Origin of the sequence: Mycolicibacterium aubagnense (assembly GCF_010730955.1) — a bacterium.
Classification (GTDB): Bacteria; Actinomycetota; Actinomycetes; order Mycobacteriales; family Mycobacteriaceae; genus Mycobacterium; species Mycobacterium aubagnense.
This window is the reverse complement of sequence record NZ_AP022577.1, coordinates 5,300,630-5,317,640: the sequence shown is the minus strand read 5'-3', so window position 1 is coordinate 5,317,640 and position 17,011 is coordinate 5,300,630. Positions and strand designations below refer to the sequence as shown.

Below are 17,011 nucleotides of genomic sequence, written 5' to 3'. Positions count from 1 at the left end.
TCCCATGGCGCACGCGGTCATAGCCATCGCGGGCTCGTCGGGGCTGATCGGATCCGCGCTGGTGTCGGCACTCCGTGCCACCGACCATCGAGTGGTGCGCATCGTGCGCCGTCAACCGGCCAACGCCGACGAGGTGTACTGGAACCCGGGCACCGGCGACTTCGACTGGCACGCACTGCACGACGTCGATGCGGTGGTCAACCTCTGCGGGGTGAGCGTCGGATCCCGCCGCTGGTCGGGGGCGTTCAAGCAGAGCCTGCGCGACAGCCGCATCGGCCCGACCGAGGTGCTGACCGATGCGGTCGTCGACGCCGGCGTCCCCGTGCTCATCAATGCCAGCGCCGTCGGCTTCTACGGCGATACCCGCGACCGGATCGCCGACGAGCAGTCCCCCGCGGGCACCGGCTTCCTCGCCCGGCTCTGCGTGGATTGGGAAGCCGCCACCCGGCCGGCCGCCGACGCCGGTGTCCGTGTCGTGCTCGCGCGCACCGGTCTGGTGCTGGCCCCGGCGGGCGGCATGCTGGCCCGGCTACGGCCGGTCTTCGGGCTCGGCCTCGGTGCCCGACTGGGCAGCGGACGGCAGTACATGCCGTGGATCACGCTGGAGGACGAGGTGCGGGCCCTGCTGTTCGCACTGAACCACCACGATCTGTCCGGGCCACTGAACCTGACCGGTCCGGCGCCAGTCACCAACGGTGAGTTCACCGAAGCCCTGGGACGGGCACTGCACCGGCCCACCCCGCTGCTGATGCCGGGCTTCGCACTGAAGGCAGCGCTCGGCGAGTTCGCCGAGGAGGGGCTGCTGGGCGGCCAGCGCGCGATCCCCGCCGCGCTGGAGGACGCCGGCTTCGAGTTCCACCAGCGGACCATCGGCGAGGCCCTGTCCTACGTCACCGCCCCCAACGCGGCCTGACTCCGGCAGGGGTAGCGTCAGTTCGGTGACCATCCGATCTGCCGGCGGCCCGATCGAGATACGCCGCCTGGGCACCGTCGACTACAACGATGCCTGGCAGCTCCAGCGTGATCTCGCCACCGCCCGCGCCGACGAGCGCGGCGACGACACCCTGCTGCTGCTCGAGCACCTGCCCGTCTACACCGCCGGCCGCCGCACCGAACCGCACGAGCGCCCGGCCGACGGCACCCCGGTCATCGACACCGACCGCGGCGGCAAGATCACCTGGCACGGCCCGGGGCAGCTGGTCGGCTACCCGATCATCGGCCTCGCGCAGCCGCTCGACGTGGTGAAATTCGTTCGGCTGCTTGAAGATGCGCTGATGTCGGTGTGCGCCGATCTCGGCCTGGACACCATCCGCGTGGACGGCCGCTCCGGCGTGTGGCTGGCCGCCGACGGGTTGCGGCCCGAGCGCAAGATCGCCGCCATCGGCATCCGCGTCGCGCGCGGCACGACGCTGCACGGTTTCTCGTTGAACTGTAACTGCGACCTGGGCGCGTTCGGCGGCATCGTCCCGTGCGGCATCGCCGATGCCGGCGTCACGTCCCTGACGAAGGAGCTGGGCCGGGAGGTCACGCCCGAGGACGTCATGGACCGGGTGGCTGTATCGGTGTGCTCGGCACTCGGGGCAGCCGTCGACGCACCCCGCACCGCACTAACATCGACATCATGAGTGTCGATCCCGGTAACCGCAAGCTGCTCCGCCTGGAGGTCCGCAACGCGGAGACGCCGATCGAGCGCAAGCCGCCGTGGATCAAGACCAAGCTCAAGATGGGCCCCGAGTACAAGGACCTGAAGAGCCTGGTCAAGCGCGAGGGTCTGCACACCGTCTGCGAAGAGGCCGGCTGCCCCAACATCTACGAGTGCTGGGAGGACCGCGAGGCCACCTTCCTGATCGGCGGCGAGCAGTGCACCCGCCGCTGCGACTTCTGCCAGATCGACACCGGTAAGCCCGCAGACCTGGACCGTGACGAACCCCGCCGGGTCGCCGAGAGCGTGCAGACCATGGGCCTGCGCTACTCCACGATCACCGGGGTGGCCCGCGACGACCTCCCCGACGGCGGCGCCTGGCTGTACGCCGAGACCGTCCGCCAGATTCACGCACTCAACCCGAACACCGGCGTCGAGCTGCTGGCGCCCGACTTCAACGGTGTGTCCGCGCTGCTCGACGAGGTCTTCGACTCGCGTCCAGAAGTGTTCGCGCACAACGTCGAAACCGTGCCGCGCATCTTCAAGCGCATCCGCCCGGCGTTCCGCTACGAGCGCAGCCTCGGTGTGATCACCGCTGCCCGCGACTACGGCCTGGTCACCAAGAGCAACCTGATCCTCGGCATGGGAGAGACGCCCGAGGAAATCCGCGTGGCGCTGCAGGACCTGTACGACGCCGGCTGCGACATCGTCACCATCACCCAGTACCTGCGCCCGTCGCCGCGACACCACCCCGTCGAGCGTTGGGTGCGGCCCGAGGAATTCGTCGAGCATCAGCAGTTCGCCGAAGGGCTCGGCTTCGCCGGTGTGCTGGCCGGACCGCTGGTCCGCTCGTCCTACCGGGCCGGAAAGCTGTACGCCCAAGCTGCCCGATTACGGCCACCGGTTTCCTGAATCTATCCTGGTGGCATGGCGAAGACCACCGATCCTGCCGCTCTGAAGGCTGCGAAGGCCGAAGCGAAGGCTGCCCGTAAGGCTGCCTCGAAGCAGCGCCGCACTCAGCTCTGGCAGGCGTTCCAGATTCAGCGCAAAGAGGACAAGCGGCTGCTGCCGTACATGATCGGCGCGTTCGTGCTGATTCTGGCGCTCGCCGTCGGCATGGCGGTGTACTCAGACAGCATCTTCACCTGGGTGACGCTGCCCATCCTGGGTGTGGTGCTCGGCGCGCTGGTCGCCTTCATCATCTTCGGCCGACGGGCGCAGAAGTCGGTCTACAGCAAGGCCGACGGCCAGACCGGCGCCGCGGCCTGGGCGCTGGACAACATGCGCGGCCAGTGGCGCGTCACGCAGGGCGTCGCCGCCACCGGCAGCTTCGATGCCGTGCACCGGGTCATCGGCCGGCCGGGTGTGATCTTCGTCGGCGAGGGCTCGCCGCAGCGCCTGAAGCCGCTCCTGGCGCAGGAGAAGAAGCGCGCCGCACGACTGGTCGGCGAAGTGCCGATCTACACCGTCGTGGTCGGCAACGAAGAAGACCAGGTGCCGCTGGCCAAGCTGGAACGGCACCTGACCAAGCTGCCCGCCAACATCACCACCAAGCAGATGGACTCGCTGGAGTCCCGCCTCGCGGCGCTCGGTTCGAAGCTGGGCCCGGGCGGCCTGCCCAAGGGCCCGCTGCCTGCCGGCGCCAAGATGAAGGGCATGCAGCGCACCGCTCGGCGCAAGTAGCGGTTCGGGCCTAGCGGCGCAGGACGGCGGTGTTGGTCAGCCGGTCCTGCAGGCCGCGGCCGTCGGAGTCGGTCAGCAGCGGGGGGACGGCCAGCAGCACCAGCAGCATGCGGACGAACGCGCGTCCGATTCCGACGTACTGGGTCTTTCCCACCGATACGACGCGCAGTCCCAGCACGAACTGGCCCGGCGTGAAGCCGAAGAACCGCACGGAAACCGTCCCGACAATGACCCAGGCGATCACCGCAGGCGTGCCGTGCCAGACGTACTGGTATTCGTATTCGCTGACCCCGCCGAACACGACACTCAGGGTGCCGAGGCCGTAACAGATCAGCCAGTCCACCAACAGGGCGGCGAACCGGCGGCCGAATCGCGCCAGCGAACCCGGGCCGGTTTCCGGCAGGCCGAACGCTTTACCCGGGTAGTTGGAGTCATCAACGGGGCGCTCCGATTCGGGCCCGGACAGCCACGAACCGAGCCGAAATCCATCTGCACCGGACATGCTGTCAGGATAGGCGTGCGCGCTCGCACAACCGAACCGCGCGGTGAGTGGCCGTGCGATTCACAAACCACCCATCGCGTAACGTCCGCGAAACATACGGTTGATTGGCATGCAACATCGTGTCCCTAGGTTCGACCGCGGGTAACACCAGTAAAGGAGATCACTTACGTGGCAGAAAAGACGTCTGACGACATCTTCAAGCTGATCAAGGACGAGAACGTCGAGTACGTCGACATTCGCTTCTGCGATCTGCCCGGTGTCGTCCAGCACTTCTCGATCCCGGCTTCGGCCTTCGACGAGAGCGTTTTCGAAGATGGCCTGGCATTCGACGGTTCGTCGGTGCGCGGCTTCCAGTCGATCCATGAGTCCGACATGATGCTGCTGCCGGATGCCAACACCGCGCGCATCGACCCGTTCCGCGCCGCCAAGACGCTGAACCTGAACTTCTTCGTGCACGACCCGTTCACGCGTGAGGCCTACTCCCGTGACCCACGTAACGTCGCCCGCAAGGCCGAGAACTACCTGGCCAGCACCGGCATCGCCGACACCGCGTACTTCGGTGCCGAAGCTGAGTTCTACATCTTCGACTCCGTCGCCTTCGACTCGAAGATCAACGGCACCTTCTACGAGGTCGACTCCGAGTCGGGCTGGTGGAACACCGGTGAGCCCTTCGAGGCCGACGGCTCGGCCAACCGCGGCTACAAGGTCCGCCCCAAGGGTGGTTACTTCCCCGTCGCGCCGTACGACCACTACGTCGACCTGCGTGACGAGATGTCGACCAACCTGATCAACGCCGGGTTCACCCTGGAGCGCGGCCACCACGAGGTCGGCACCGCCGGCCAGGCCGAGATCAACTACAAGTTCGACACGCTGCTGGCCGCGGCCGACGATGTGCTGCTGTTCAAGTACATCATCAAGAACACCGCGTGGGCGAACGGCAAGACCGTCACCTTCATGCCGAAGCCGCTGTTCGGCGACAACGGCTCGGGCATGCATGCCCACCAGTCGCTGTGGAAGGACGGCAAGCCGCTGTTCCACGACGAGTCCGGCTATGCGGGCCTGTCCGACATGGCGCGCCACTACATCGGCGGCATCCTGCACCACGCCCCGTCGCTGCTGGCGTTCACCAACCCGACGGTGAACTCCTACAAGCGTCTGGTGCCGGGCTATGAGGCCCCGATCAACCTGGTGTACAGCCAGCGCAACCGTTCGGCGTGTGTGCGTATCCCGATCACCGGCAACAACCCGAAGGCCAAGCGCCTCGAGTTCCGTTGCCCGGACAGCTCGGGTAACCCGTACCTGGCCTTCTCGGCGATGCTCATGGCCGGTATCGACGGCATCAAGAAGAAGATCGAGCCGCTGGCCCCGGTCGACAAGGACCTCTACGAGCTGCCGCCGGACGAGGCCGCCAACATCCCGCAGGCCCCGACCTCGCTGGCGGCCGTCATCGACCGCCTCGAGCAGGATCACGACTACCTCACCGAGGGTGGCGTGTTCACCGAGGACCTGATCGAGACCTGGATCTCGTACAAGCGGGAGAACGAGATCTTGCCGGTCCAGATCCGTCCTCACCCGTACGAGTTCTCGCTCTACTACGACTGCTGAGCCCTAGCGCACAGACGCGAAAACTGCTCCTTTCCCTTGCCGGAAAGGAGCAGTTTTTGCGTCTGGCCGCCGCGTATCAGGCAGGCAGCCGCTGCAACAGCCGGCCCATGGAATCCAGGAACGCGTTGTAGCCGTGCTCGAGCGCGGCACGGCCCTCGGCGGGCCAGCCCGGAGTCTGCTGAACCAGGGTCAGTTCGGTGCCGCCGCCGACGGGACGCAGCGTCACCGTGACCGGCATCCGCTCCGGGTTGTCCGGTTCATCGGTCAGGTCGAACACCACCCGATTCGGCGGATCGAGTTCGAGGAAACTGCCGACCCAGTGCTTGAGCGTGCCGTCGGGCAGGTGCATGACGGCACGCCATTCACCACCGATCCGCGCGTCCATCTCGAAGGTGTCCATCGGCACATCGACCTGGTCGGTGCCGAACCAGGTCGCGAAATACTCCGGTGTGACGAACATCGAGTACACCAGCTCCTGGGGTGCATCGAAGGTCCGAACGAGGGTCACCGAATCGGTCATGCGTCTTCTCCTTTGTTGTGTTGCAGACGGGCGAGCAACTCCCCCATCGAATCCAGGTTCGCGCTCCAGAATTTCTCGTACTCCGAAATCCATTTCGCCGCTGCCGCAAGGGGTTCCGGGTCGAGGGTGGCCGGCCGGTACTGCGCGGTGCGGCTTCTCCGCACCAGTCCGGCGGTTTCCAGTACCCGCAGGTGCTTGGACACCGCGGCGAACGTCATGTCGAACGGCTCGACCAGTTCGCCGACGGTTCGTTCCCCATCAGCCAGCAGCGCGAGCATGCTCCGACGGGTCGGGTCCGCCAGTGCGGCGAAAGTGCGGCTCAGCTGGTCCGTCGCCATCCAGGCTCCTTATTCAACCGTTTAGTTCTGTACCTATTGGTTGAATATAGCACGGCACCGAACGGCGGCCGGGCCGAAACGCCTGACGCACATCGGTGCCATGACTCGAGGACCCCTAGGATCGAGCCATGGCTCAGCTGGACATCGAATCCCGACTCGACACTGTCGCCCCCCTCGTGCTGTCCGTCTTCCGGATAGTGCTCGGCTTCCTGTTCGCGCTGCATGGCGCCACCACGCTGTTCAAGTGGCCCGTCGACACCGCGCCCGGTATGGCCGCGCCGGCCTTCGGCAGTTTCCCGGGTTGGTACGCCGGTGCCATCGAACTGATCGTCGGCATCCTGATCTTCACCGGCTTGGCCACCCGCATCGCCGCCTTCATCGGTTCCGGCGAAATGGCCTTCGCCTACTTCATGGAGCACCAGCCGCACGGCCTGTTGCCCATCGCCAACGGCGGCGAGCCCGCGGTCCTCTACTGCTTTGCGCTGTTCCTGCTGGTGTTCACCGGCGGTGGAGCGCTCTCCCTCGATGCGCTGCGCAAACGCTAGCTAGCGATCCAGACCGAGGTCGGCGCGAAAGCGCTTGAGGCCGTTGATCTTCTCGGCCGGCGTGGCCTGCGGACCGCTGTAGAACAGCCACGGCATGGTGACGTTGCCCGTGATGCCGGCCTGTGCGGCGCGCTCGAAGTGCTCCGGCAGATAGGCGTCGGCCAGCGGCGTCAGGATCTCGAAACCCTCCAGCGGTAAACCGTTTTCGACGCGCAACTCGCGCACCCGCGTCGCGGCGGCGATGGCCTGGTCGGTGGTGATCAGGTCGCCGATCCAGCCGTCGTTGCGCGCGGCCCGGCGCAGGGCGATCTCGCTGAGACCGCCGACGTAGACGGGTACCGGCGGCGGCGTGGGCTCCATCTCAAGCCGCGGCACCTGGTAGAACTCCCCGTCGAACGACGTCCACCCCGGCTGCCACAGCTGCCGGATCAACTCCAGCATCTCGTCGGTGCGCTTGCCGCGGCGCTCGAAAGCCTGTCCCATCAAAGCGAACTCGTCGGCACACCACCCCACGCCGACGCCGAACTCCACCCGACCACCGGACAGGCAGGCCGCCGTCCCGACCGATTTCGCCACCGAGAACGGGTCGCGCATACCGGGGATGTACACCGTGGTCACGAATTTCACCCGGCTGGTCACCTGCGCGAGCGCGCCGACCAACACCCACGGGTCGGGCCAGTGCGTGAATGGCTGCCAGCGACGCTGACCGTCGGGTGTGTAGGGGTACGGCGTGCTCAACGTCTCCAGGTTCACCACGTGGTCCGGGATAGCGATGCCGTCGTAGCCGAGTTCGTCTGCGGCCCGAGCGATCTCGGTCAGCTCGCTGATATCCAGAAAGGCCAGGCTGACGTAGAACTTCACTCGCGCGCCCACTGCGGCCGGATGAAGATGCCGTCGGCCTCGACGGTGACGCCCTCGGCATCGGACAGGGTGCCGCGCGCATAGGTCTTCACACCGTCGGTCCGGTCGACCCAGGCCTCGGCACGGACTCGCCCCAGCGGGGTGCCGCGCAGGTAGCGCACGGTGATGGTGCCGGTGAAATGCGGCTTGGTCAGTCCGGCGCTGGCGGTCTCGCCGAGGAGTTGGTCCAGGACCAGGGCACAGATTCCGCCGTGCACCAGTCCGGGTGGGCCTTCATAGGGCAGACCCAAATCGAATTCGGCCCAGGCCCGGTAATCCGGCCCGCCCTCGTGGTTCACCACCATCGGCGGGGCGATGGCGTTGCGCAGCCCCACAGTCGGATTCGCGTACGACAGCGGGCGACCGGTGTCGGCGAGCCGGACAATCGAGGGCACCGGCTTTTCCACCGCACGTAGTTTGTCGATGATCGCTTCGATCTCGGCTTGCGCCTCGGCGAGTTTCGTCGCATCGACGCCGGTGCGGATCCCGGCATCGATCAGCTTGCGGACGGCATCGGTGAACGGCTCGTACACGGCGCGTTGACGCTGGTACTCCTCGTCGGTGATCACGCCGAAGAATGAGTTACCGATTGCCTCTGTCACGCCGCCTACTCCCCAAACACCTTGCGCACCACGGTTTTGGCACGACGGGTCACGCGCAGATAGTTGTCCAGGAAGGCGCCGCCGTCGCCGTCCGGCCAGCCCGCGGCCGACGCCACGGCATTGAGCTGACGGCCCGGCCCGGGCAGTTGGTCGGTGGGTTTGCCGCGCACCAGCACCAGCGCGTTGCGCGCCCGGGTGGCGGTCAGCCAGGCCTGGCGCAGTGTGTCCGCTTCGTCGCCCTCGATCAGCTGGGCCGCTTCGATGGCATCCAGTGCCTCCAGCGTCGAGGTGTTGTGCAGCGTGGGAACCTTGTGCGCATAACGTAATTGGAGCAGCTGCACGGTCCACTCCACGTCGGCCAGGCCGCCGCGCCCCAGCTTGGTGTGAGTGTTCGGGTCGGCGCCGCGGGGTAGCCGTTCGGCGTCGACACGAGCCTTGATCCGCCGGATTTCGCGCACCGTGTCCGGCGACACGCCATCGGCCGGGTACCGGGTGCGGTCGATCATCAGCAGGAAGCGCTCGCCGAGTTCCAGATCCCCGGCCACGCGATGGGCTCTCAGCAGAGCCTGAATCTCCCACGGCTGCGCCCACTGGGCGTAGTACTGCTCGTACGACGCCAAAGTCCTTACCAGCGAGCCGTTTCGGCCTTCGGGACGCAGCCCGGCGTCGACCTCGAGCGGTGGATCGCTACTGGGCTGGCCCAACAAGGTCCGCACCTGTTCAGCCACACTGATTGCCCAGCGCACGGCTGCCGACTCGTCCGCTGCGGCGCCCTCGACGGGTTCGCATACGAACATCACGTCCGCGTCCGACCCGTAGCCCAGCTCCCCGCCGCCGAGCCGCCCCATCCCGATGACGGCGATGCGTGCCAACGGACCATCGGTCTGCGAGTTGGCCCGGATCACCACTTCCAGCGCGGCCTGCAACACCGCCACCCAGACCGATGTCAGCGCCTTGCAGACGTCGATTACCGGCAGCAGGCCCAGCAGGTCGGCCGAGGCCACCCGCGCCAGTTCCCGGCGCCGCAGGGTTCGCGCCGCGGCGATGGCCCGGACCGGGTCTGGATGTCGGCCGGCCGACGCCACCAGCGCGCGGAACACCGTATCCGGTTCCACTTCAAGCAATTTCGGCCCGTGCGGACCATCGGCGTACTGCTGGATGACTTCCGGCGCCCGCATCAGCAGGTCCGGCACGTAGGCCGAGGTCCCGAGTACGCGCATCAATCGCTTGGCGACGGCGCTCTCGTCCCGCAGGGTGGACAGGAACCAGCGCTGGTCGGTCAGTTCCTCACTGATCCGCCGGTATGCCAGCAGACCGGCATCCGGGTCGGGGGTGTCCGACAGCCAGTCCAGCAGCGTCGGCAACAGCACCTGCTGTACGGTGCCGCGGCGGCCGGTGGCAGTGGTCAGGGCCGCCAGGTGCGTCAGCGCGCTCTGCGGGCCTTCGTAACCCAATGCGGCCAACTGCCTTTCGGCCGCGGCGGTGGTCAGCCTCGGGCCGAAATGGGGCCCCGCTTCCAGCAGCGGCTGGTAGAAGAGCTTGGCGTGCAGACGAGACACCCGCATGTTCTGCCGTTTCAGGTCCTCGCGGAGTACCCCGAGCGCGTCATGCTGACCATCTGGCCGGATATGTGCCGCGCGGGCGAGCCAGCGCCACGTTTCGTCGTCGCCCTCCTCGGGCAGCAAGTGGGTACGTTTGAGCCGCTGCAGCTGCAGGCGGTGCTCGAGCAGCCGCAGAAACTCGTAGGACGCAGTGAGATTCGCGGCATCGTCGCGGCCGATGTATCCGTGGAACCCGAGTGCCGCCAACGCGTCGACCGTGGAGGCCACGTGCAGCGAGTCGTCGTTGCGGCCGTGGACCAGCTGCAGCAACTGCACGGCGAACTCAACGTCCCGCAGCCCACCCTTGCCGAGCTTCAGCTCCCGGGACTTCACCCCGGCGGGCACCAGCTCCTCCACCCGGCGGCGCATGGCCTGCACGTCGGGCACGAAATCCTCACGGTCACAAGCGGTCCAGACCATCGGCATCAGTGCGGCGATGTACTGCTCACCCAGCTCCGGGTCGCCCACCGCGGCCCGAGCCTTCAAAAGCGCCTGGAACTCCCAGGTTTTGGCCCAGCGCTGGTAGTAGGCGACGTGCGACTCCAGGGTGCGGACCAGCTGACCGGCCTTGCCCTCGGGCCGCAGTGCCGCGTCCACCTCGAAGAACGTTTCACCCGCGAACCGCATCATCTCGCCGGCGACCCGGGTAGACACGGAATCGGCCGCTTCGGCAACGAAGATGATATCGACGTCGCTGACGTAATTCAGTTCGCGCGCACCACATTTGCCCATCGCGATGACCGCGAGTCGCGGTCCGGGATCGTCCCCGCACACCGTCCGGGTCGCGACCACCAGCGCCGCTCCGAGTGCCGCGTCGGCCAGATCGGACAGGTGCTCACCCACGGTGACGAACGGCAGGACTGGTTCGTTCTCGACCGTCGGCGCGACGTCCAGTGCCGCCAGCACCAGGATGCGGTCACGGTAGTGGGTCTGCAGCACGTGCGAAGCCGCTGCGGTGCCGGCCGTACTGCACAATTCGGCCGCCAGCCGGTCGAAGTCGTCGAGCAGCTCGGCTCGCGACGGCAACGTGACGTCGCCCTGCAGCAGACGCCACGAGTGAGGATGCGCCACCAGGTGATCGCCCAGGGCCAACGACGACCCCAGCACGGCGAACAGCCTGCCACGCAACGAGGTATCGGTTACCAACAGGGCACTGAGCTCCGCCCAGTCGCCTTGCAGAGCGTCGGCGATCCGCACCATGGCGCGCAGCGCACTGTCGGCGTCAGGAGCGCGCGACAGCGACCACAACAACACGACGTGAGCGTCGGTGTTCCAGCCCAGCCGATCCAGATCCGCCCGCGCCGTCGGCGCCACCAACCCGAGCCGGCCGACGCTGGGCTGCGTGGGGCGCTGTATCGCGGGGTTGGGCACAACCCGACGTTAGCGCACCATCAGGCCGTTACAGCGACAGGTATTCCTTGAGCTCGAACGGTGTCACGTGGCTGCGGTAGTTCTCCCACTCGGTGCGCTTGTTGCGCAGGAAGTAGTCGAACACGTGCTCTCCCAAGGCCTCGGCCACGAGTTCGGACTTCTCCATCTCGCCAAGCGCCACACCCAGGCTCGACGGCAGCTCCTTGTAGCCCATCGCGATGCGTTCCTCGGGCGTCAGGTTCCAGACGTTGTCCTCGGCCTGCGGCCCGAGCTCGTAGCCCTTCTCGATGCCGCGCAGACCGGCGGCCAGCAGCACCGCGAAGGCCAAGTACGGGTTGCATGCCGAGTCGGGGCTGCGGACCTCGATACGCCGCGACGACGCCTTGCGCGGTGTGTACATCGGGACCCGGACCAGGGCAGAGCGGTTGGCCGCACCCCACGAGGCAGCGGTCGGCGCCTCGCCGCCGTGCACCAGCCGCTTGTAGGAGTTCACCCACTGGTTGGTGACGGCGCTGATCTCGCTGGCGTGCGTCAGGATGCCGGCGATGAACGACTTGGCGACGCCGGAGAGCTGCAGCGGATCCTCGGCGCTGTGGAAGGCGTTGGTGTCGCCCTCGAACAGGCTCATGTGGGTGTGCATCGCCGAGCCCGGGTACTGGCTGAACGGCTTGGGCATGAACGTGGCCCGCACGCCCTCGTTGATCGCGACTTCCTTGACCAGGTACCGGAACGTCATCACGTTGTCGGCCATGGACAGGGCGTCGGCGTAACGCAGGTCGATCTCCTGCTGGCCGGGTGCACCCTCGTGGTGGCTGAACTCCACCGAGATGCCCATCGACTCGAGCGCCTCGATGGCGTGCCGGCGGAAGTTCGGCGCCGAGTCGTGCACAGCCTGGTCGAAGTAGCCGCTGTTGTCGGCCGGTACCGGCACCGAGCCGTCGTTCGGGCCGGGTTCGAGTAGGAAGAACTCGATCTCCGGGTGCACGTAGCAGGAGAAGCCCAGATCGCCGGCCTTGGCCAGCTGGCGACGCAGCACATGCCGTGAGTCGGCCCAGGACGGCGAACCGTCCGGCATGGTGATATCGCAGAACATGCGGGCCGAGTAGTGCTTGCCGGCGCTCTTGGTGGTCCACGGCAGCACCTGGAAAGTGGACGGATCGGGGCGGGCCACCATGTCCGCCTCGGAGACGCGGGCGAAGCCCTCGATCGCGGAACCGTCGAAGCCGATGCCCTCTTCGAAGGCGCCTTCCAGCTCGGCCGGCGCGATCGCCACCGACTTGAGGTATCCGAGCACGTCGGTGAACCACAGCCGGACAAAGCGAATGTCGCGTTCTTCCAGCGTGCGCAGCACGAATTCCTTCTGCCGATCCATGTCCGCAGCGTAGGCAGCAGCTGTTAAATCTGTGTTACCAAGCGGACTCTGTTCGGGATGGATCGACTGGATCCTGCGGAGTTCCCGGGACGGCGTCCGTCGGGTCGGCTCCTGGATGGTTGCCCCTGGACGGTGTGGACCCGAGGGCGGATAGGGATCGCGGAGAACGGCGAAGGCGCACGGTCCTCAAATAGAGCCATTAGTCCCTAGTTCATTGCTTCCGCCTGCCCTTACTGTGACGACTCGTTCAATTAAGGAACGTGTTCTAGTGAGCCGCAAAGTGCCTGGAGGTGACGGAATTGACCAGAAATTCGACTGACGCCGGAGTACGTGAGATCGATGTCGGGACGCCCCCGACTCGGTTTGCCCGCGGCTGGCACTGCCTGGGACTGCTGTCGGAGTTCGCGGACGGCAAGCCGCATTCGATCAGTGCTTTCGGGACGAAGCTCGTGGTCTTCGCCGACAGTCACGGCGACGTGCATGTGCTCGACGCGTACTGCCGCCATCTCGGCGGCGACCTGTCTCAAGGTGAGGTCAAAGACGATGCCGTCGCGTGTCCGTTCCACGACTGGCGGTGGGCGGGCAACGGCCGGTGCGCGCAGGTGCCCTATGCCAAACGTCCGCCCCGGCTCGCACGTACCCGCGTGTGGCTGTCACGCGTTCGTGCCGGTCTCCTCTTCGTCTGGCACGACCCCGAGGGCGCTACGCCGTCGTCGCATCTGGACATCCCGGACATTTCCGAGTTTCGCGACGAGGGCTGGACGGGGTGGTCCTGGCGCACTGAGCTCATCGGCTCGAACTGTCGAGAGATCATCGACAACATCGTCGACATGGCGCACTTCTACTACGTCCATTTCGGATTCCCGACCTACTTCAAGAACGTGTTCGAAGGTCACGTCGCGTCCCAGTACCTACAGACGATCGGCAGGCCCGATGTCAACCTGGGCGGATCGCATTACGCGGGCGAACAGATCCTCGACTCCGAGGCGTCCTACTTCGGACCGTCGTTCATGATCAACCGGCTGCACAACAGCTACAGCGGATACGCGGTGGAAGCGATTCTGGTCAACTGCCACTATCCGGTCACCTCGGATTCCTTTGTCCTGCAATGGGGCATCATGGTGCGCCGGCCGCAAGGCCTCACCGATGAGGCGACAGAAATGCTGCTGCGCGCGTTCACCGACGGAGTCAGCAAGGGGTTCCTCCAGGACGTGGAGATCTGGAAGAACAAGACCCGTATCGAGAATCCGCTGCTGGTCGAGGAGGACGGCCCGGTCTACCAGCTGCGCCGGTGGTATGAGCAGTTCTACGTCGACGCCGCCGACGTCACCTCCGACATGACCGACCGCTTCGAATACGAAGTGGATACCACTGCGGCCAACAAATATTGGCGCAATGAAGTGGCGGAGAACCTCCGTCAACGAGAAACACCGACCTCGGCCGCGGCCGACGTCGGTCTCCATCAGCCCAGCATCGGGAAGGCAGTTCAGTGACGACTCTTCAGCAAGGTTCGACCCAGGCGGTTCGTGACACCGAAACCGTTCTGGCGGGCGTGGACGAGGTGTTACCGCTACTGCGTGAGCGTGCCCAGCTCACCGAGGACATCCGCGCGATCCCTGGTGAATCGTTGATGGCACTCGAAGACGCCGGTTTCTTCAAGCTGCTACAGCCTGAGCAGTGGGGCGGCCTGCAGTGCGACCCGGTCAGCTACTTCGAGGCGGTGCGCCGGCTGGCCTCCGCGTGCGGCTCGACCGGTTGGGTGGCGGGCGTGCTCGCCGTGCACAACTGGCACCTGGCGCTGTTCGATCAGCAGGCGCAGGAGGATGTCTGGGGCGAGGACACCTCGGTCCGGATCTCCTCCTCCTACGCCCCGATGGGTGCGGCAACGGTCGTCGACGGGGGTTATCTGGTGTCCGGCGAGTGGAAATGGTCGTCCGGCTCCGCGCATGCCACGTGGGCCTTCGTCGGTGGTCCGGCGATGAAGGATGGCCGCCCGGTCGACTTCGGTAGCTTCCTGATTCCGCGCTCCGACTACCGCATCGTCGATGACTGGAACGTGGTCGGCCTGCGTGGCACCGGCAGCAACACGATCGTGGTCAAGGACGTGTTCGTGCCGCGGCACCGCTTCCTGTCCTACAAGTCGATGAACGACGGCACCGCCGGCGGCTACCTGACCAACACCGCGCCGGTGTACAAGATGCCGTGGGGCACCGTGCACCCCACCACCATCTCGGCGCCGATCGTCGGGATGGCCTACGGCGCCTACGAGGCGCACGTCGAGCACCAGGGCAAGCGGGTCCGTGCCGCGTTCGCCGGTGAGAAGTCCAAGGACGACCCGTTCGCCAAGGTCCGGATCGCCGAGGCGGCCAGCGACATCGACGCCGCCTGGCGTCAGCTGATCGGCAATGTCGGAGACGAGTACGCCCTGCTGGTCGCGGGCAAGGAGATCCCGTTCGAGTTGCGGGCCCGCGCCCGTCGTGACCAGGTGCGCGCCACCGGCCGCGCCATCGCGTCGGTCGACCGGCTCTTCGAGGCCGCCGGCGCCACCGCCCTGGCCAACGGCACCCCGCTGCAGCGGTTCTGGCGTGACGCCCACGCCGGCCGCGTGCACGCCGCCAACGAGCCCGAGCGCGCCTACCTGATCTTCGGCAACAACGAATTCGGTCTTCCGCCCGCAGACACCATGGTCTGACGATGACTGCGCGCGTAGATCAGCAGCGCAATCCCGCCGCCGGCAGTACCGACTGGGTCAGGAAGGCCACCACGGCCGTGTCGACGCACCGGTCGCCGTTGAACACCACGGTGTGCTGGGTGCCCTCGTAACTGATCAGCGACGCGCCCAGTTCCTGTGCCAGGTTCACCCCGGCCTGGTACGGCGTGGCCGGGTCATGCGTGGTGGATACGACGACGACCTTGCCCGGGCCGGGCGATGCCGGCGGGTGCGGACGGGACGTCGCGGGCACCGGCCACGTGGCGCACACATCGCGCGGCGCGTAGCCGGTGTACTGGCCGTAGCTCATGAACGGCGCGAGTTGGCGCGCCTTCAGGTCCGCGGCCGCCCACGTGGCGGAATCGGTCGGGAACGGCGCATCGACACACCGGATCGCGGTGAACGCGTCCTGCAGCGGCGCGTAGCGCCCGTTCTGATCACGATGCTGGTAATCGTCGGCGAGCAGCAGCAGGTCGCCGGCATCGCCGCCACGCTGCAACCCGAGCAGCCCGCTGGTCAGAAACTTCCAGTACTTCTTCGTGTACAGCGCGTTGATGGTGCCGGTGATCGCATCGGAATAGCTCAGGCCACGCGGATCGGACGTCGCACCCGGTCGCACGACGAGCGGATTGACCAACTGCTGGTACCGGGCGACGAACTGCGTCGGGTCGGTGCCCAGCGGGCAGCCGGGCGACTGCGCGCAGTCCGTCGCATAATCGTTGAAAGCCGTTTGGAATCCGGCCAATTGGAGCAGGTTTTCGGTCACCGGATCGGCATTGGGGTCGACAGCGCCGTCGAGCACCATGGCCCGCACGCGGTCCGGGAATCGTTCGGCGTAGGCCGCCCCCAACTCGGTGCCGTAGGAGAAGCCCAGATAGTTGATCTGAGACTCCCCGAGCGCGGCCCGCACCACGTCCATATCCCTTGCCGCCGAGGCGGTTCCGACGTTGGCCAGGAAGCTGCTGCCCATCTGTTGCAGGCAGTCCTGCGCCGTGCGGCGGTTGACGGCCTCGATGTGCGCCACCCCGGCCGGACTGTAGTCGACCATCGGGTCGCGGCGGGTGGCGTCGAATTCGGCGTCGCTGCGGCACCGCAGCTGCGGTGTCGAATGCCCCACGCCGCGCGGATCGAAGCCGACCAGATCGAAGCTGCGGCCGATCTCGGTATCGGCCAGCACAGCCCCCATGCCCGCGACGGTGCTGACGGCCGACGCGCCCGGACCACCGGGGTTGACCAACAGCACGCCCAGGCGCTGACCCGAGGCCGGGACCCGGATGACGGCCAGCTTCGCTTGCGGCCCTTGCGGATTCGCGTAGTCGACGGGGACGCTGACGTTGGCGCACCGGGCCGTCGGCAGGTCGGTGGTGTCACCGATGAACGGTTCGCAACTACTCCAGGCCGGCGCCTGTTCGTAGTAGGACTGCAGGGATTCGGGGGCCGCGTGCGCGACCGATCCCGGCGCGGCGCTGATGGCCACCAGCAATCCGACGACCCCTACCGCACAATGTCGTCCCCGACTGCCCGCCCGCAACATGGCACACATGGTCGCACGGCGCGCAGCTGAGCCGAAGCTTGGTCCGGGAGGGAGACAACCCGGCAATCAGACGGTGACCAAACGGT

At 66.8% G+C, this 17,011-nt stretch carries 16 protein-coding genes; 8 read left to right on the top strand and 8 right to left on the bottom strand.

What is annotated here, in order from left to right; genetic code table 11:
- Positions 1–4: 4 nt before the first annotated feature.
- The 4 genes from G6N59_RS25440 to G6N59_RS25425 are packed head-to-tail and all read left to right on the top strand — an operon-like array spanning position 5 to position 3,325.
- Positions 5–913, top strand: coding sequence for a TIGR01777 family oxidoreductase (locus G6N59_RS25440; protein WP_138229671.1), 909 nt, complete (start codon positions 5–7; stop codon positions 911–913).
- A gap of 25 nt (positions 914–938) precedes the next feature.
- Complete coding sequence (lipB, locus tag G6N59_RS25435) at positions 939–1,625, top strand: lipoyl(octanoyl) transferase LipB (RefSeq protein ID WP_138229670.1); 687 nt, start codon at positions 939–941, stop codon at positions 1,623–1,625.
- Positions 1,622–2,554, top strand: a complete 933-nt coding sequence (gene lipA / locus G6N59_RS25430) for a lipoyl synthase (RefSeq protein ID WP_138229669.1) — start codon at positions 1,622–1,624, stop codon at positions 2,552–2,554. The genes lipB and lipA overlap by 4 nt, the downstream gene beginning before the upstream one ends.
- Before the next feature lie 15 nt (positions 2,555–2,569).
- Entirely contained in the window at positions 2,570–3,325 is a 756-nt protein-coding gene (locus G6N59_RS25425) for a DUF4191 domain-containing protein (protein WP_138229668.1), read from the top strand.
- Between the two features lie 10 nt (positions 3,326–3,335).
- On the opposite strand, the gene G6N59_RS25420 is transcribed toward G6N59_RS25425, so the two are convergent.
- A complete protein-coding gene (locus tag G6N59_RS25420) occupies positions 3,336–3,827 on the bottom strand; it encodes an RDD family protein (protein WP_138229667.1) in 492 nt (163 codons plus the stop codon).
- Between the two features lie 168 nt (positions 3,828–3,995).
- Between G6N59_RS25420 and glnA (G6N59_RS25415) the strand changes: the two genes are divergently transcribed.
- On the top strand, positions 3,996–5,432 hold the full coding sequence (glnA, locus tag G6N59_RS25415) for a type I glutamate--ammonia ligase (RefSeq protein WP_138229666.1): 1,437 nt from the start codon (positions 3,996–3,998) through the stop codon (positions 5,430–5,432).
- 76 nt (positions 5,433–5,508) lie between these two features.
- Here the strand turns inward: glnA (G6N59_RS25415) and G6N59_RS25410 are convergent, their stop codons facing one another.
- Both G6N59_RS25410 and G6N59_RS25405 read right to left on the bottom strand, forming a co-directional pair.
- Positions 5,509–5,952, bottom strand: coding sequence for an SRPBCC family protein (locus tag G6N59_RS25410; RefSeq protein WP_138229665.1), 444 nt, complete (start codon positions 5,950–5,952; stop codon positions 5,509–5,511).
- Entirely contained in the window at positions 5,949–6,290 is a 342-nt protein-coding gene (locus G6N59_RS25405; protein ID WP_138229664.1) for an ArsR/SmtB family transcription factor, read from the bottom strand. Before G6N59_RS25405 ends, G6N59_RS25410 begins: the two co-directional genes overlap by 4 nt.
- A gap of 128 nt (positions 6,291–6,418) precedes the next feature.
- Here G6N59_RS25405 and G6N59_RS25400 point away from each other — a divergent pair, with 128 nt between their 5' ends.
- Positions 6,419–6,835, top strand: a complete 417-nt coding sequence (locus G6N59_RS25400; RefSeq protein ID WP_138229663.1) for a DoxX family protein — start codon at positions 6,419–6,421, stop codon at positions 6,833–6,835.
- Here G6N59_RS25400 and G6N59_RS25395 read toward each other — a convergent pair whose 3' ends face one another.
- From G6N59_RS25395 to glnA (G6N59_RS25380), 4 genes are read right to left on the bottom strand one after another with little or no spacing between them, the layout of a single operon-like run.
- The gene (locus tag G6N59_RS25395; protein WP_138229662.1) at positions 6,836–7,696 is read right to left on the bottom strand and encodes a TIGR03619 family F420-dependent LLM class oxidoreductase; all 861 of its coding nucleotides are present in this window, start codon (positions 7,694–7,696) and stop codon (positions 6,836–6,838) included.
- Positions 7,693–8,337: a PaaI family thioesterase gene (locus G6N59_RS25390; RefSeq protein ID WP_234884149.1), complete on the bottom strand. Its 645-nt coding sequence runs from the start codon at positions 8,335–8,337 to the stop codon at positions 7,693–7,695. Before G6N59_RS25390 ends, G6N59_RS25395 begins: the two co-directional genes overlap by 4 nt.
- A gap of 5 nt (positions 8,338–8,342) precedes the next feature.
- The gene (locus G6N59_RS25385) at positions 8,343–11,309 is read right to left on the bottom strand and encodes a bifunctional [glutamine synthetase] adenylyltransferase/[glutamine synthetase]-adenylyl-L-tyrosine phosphorylase (RefSeq protein ID WP_138229661.1); all 2,967 of its coding nucleotides are present in this window, start codon (positions 11,307–11,309) and stop codon (positions 8,343–8,345) included.
- Between the two features lie 28 nt (positions 11,310–11,337).
- The gene (gene glnA, locus G6N59_RS25380) at positions 11,338–12,681 is read right to left on the bottom strand and encodes a type I glutamate--ammonia ligase (protein WP_138229660.1); all 1,344 of its coding nucleotides are present in this window, start codon (positions 12,679–12,681) and stop codon (positions 11,338–11,340) included.
- Between the two features lie 299 nt (positions 12,682–12,980).
- Between glnA (G6N59_RS25380) and G6N59_RS25375 the strand changes: the two genes are divergently transcribed.
- Both G6N59_RS25375 and hsaA read left to right on the top strand, forming a co-directional pair.
- Positions 12,981–14,174 carry a 3-ketosteroid-9-alpha-monooxygenase, oxygenase component gene (locus G6N59_RS25375; protein ID WP_138229659.1) on the top strand — a complete coding sequence of 398 codons (1,194 nt, stop codon included), beginning with the start codon at positions 12,981–12,983 and terminating at the stop codon, positions 14,172–14,174.
- On the top strand, positions 14,171–15,373 hold the full coding sequence (hsaA, locus tag G6N59_RS25370; RefSeq protein ID WP_138229658.1) for a 3-hydroxy-9,10-secoandrosta-1,3,5(10)-triene-9,17-dione monooxygenase oxygenase subunit: 1,203 nt from the start codon (positions 14,171–14,173) through the stop codon (positions 15,371–15,373). Before G6N59_RS25375 ends, hsaA begins: the two co-directional genes overlap by 4 nt.
- A 19-nt stretch (positions 15,374–15,392) precedes the next feature.
- On the opposite strand, the gene G6N59_RS25365 is transcribed toward hsaA, so the two are convergent.
- Positions 15,393–16,934, bottom strand: a complete 1,542-nt coding sequence (locus G6N59_RS25365; protein ID WP_407665784.1) for an alpha/beta hydrolase — start codon at positions 16,932–16,934, stop codon at positions 15,393–15,395.
- Positions 16,935–17,011: the final 77 nt, after the last annotated feature.

What these genes read in the sequence shown, in the direction of transcription:
- glnA (WP_138229660.1), bottom strand. Translation starts at nt 12,681, where the DNA reads ATGGATCGGCAGAAGGAATTCGTGCTGCGCACGCTGGAAGAACGCGAC.
- G6N59_RS25365 (WP_407665784.1), bottom strand. Translation starts at nt 16,934, where the DNA reads ATGTGTGCCATGTTGCGGGCGGGCAGTCGGGGACGACATTGTGCGGTA.
- G6N59_RS25410 (WP_138229665.1), bottom strand. Translation starts at nt 5,952, where the DNA reads ATGACCGATTCGGTGACCCTCGTTCGGACCTTCGATGCACCCCAGGAG.
- G6N59_RS25420 (WP_138229667.1), bottom strand. Translation starts at nt 3,827, where the DNA reads ATGTCCGGTGCAGATGGATTTCGGCTCGGTTCGTGGCTGTCCGGGCCC.
- G6N59_RS25405 (WP_138229664.1), bottom strand. Translation starts at nt 6,290, where the DNA reads ATGGCGACGGACCAGCTGAGCCGCACTTTCGCCGCACTGGCGGACCCG.
- G6N59_RS25400 (WP_138229663.1), top strand. Translation starts at nt 6,419, where the DNA reads ATGGCTCAGCTGGACATCGAATCCCGACTCGACACTGTCGCCCCCCTC.
- G6N59_RS25425 (WP_138229668.1), top strand. Translation starts at nt 2,570, where the DNA reads ATGGCGAAGACCACCGATCCTGCCGCTCTGAAGGCTGCGAAGGCCGAA.
- G6N59_RS25440 (WP_138229671.1), top strand. Translation starts at nt 5, where the DNA reads ATGGCGCACGCGGTCATAGCCATCGCGGGCTCGTCGGGGCTGATCGGA.
- lipA (WP_138229669.1), top strand. Translation starts at nt 1,622, where the DNA reads ATGAGTGTCGATCCCGGTAACCGCAAGCTGCTCCGCCTGGAGGTCCGC.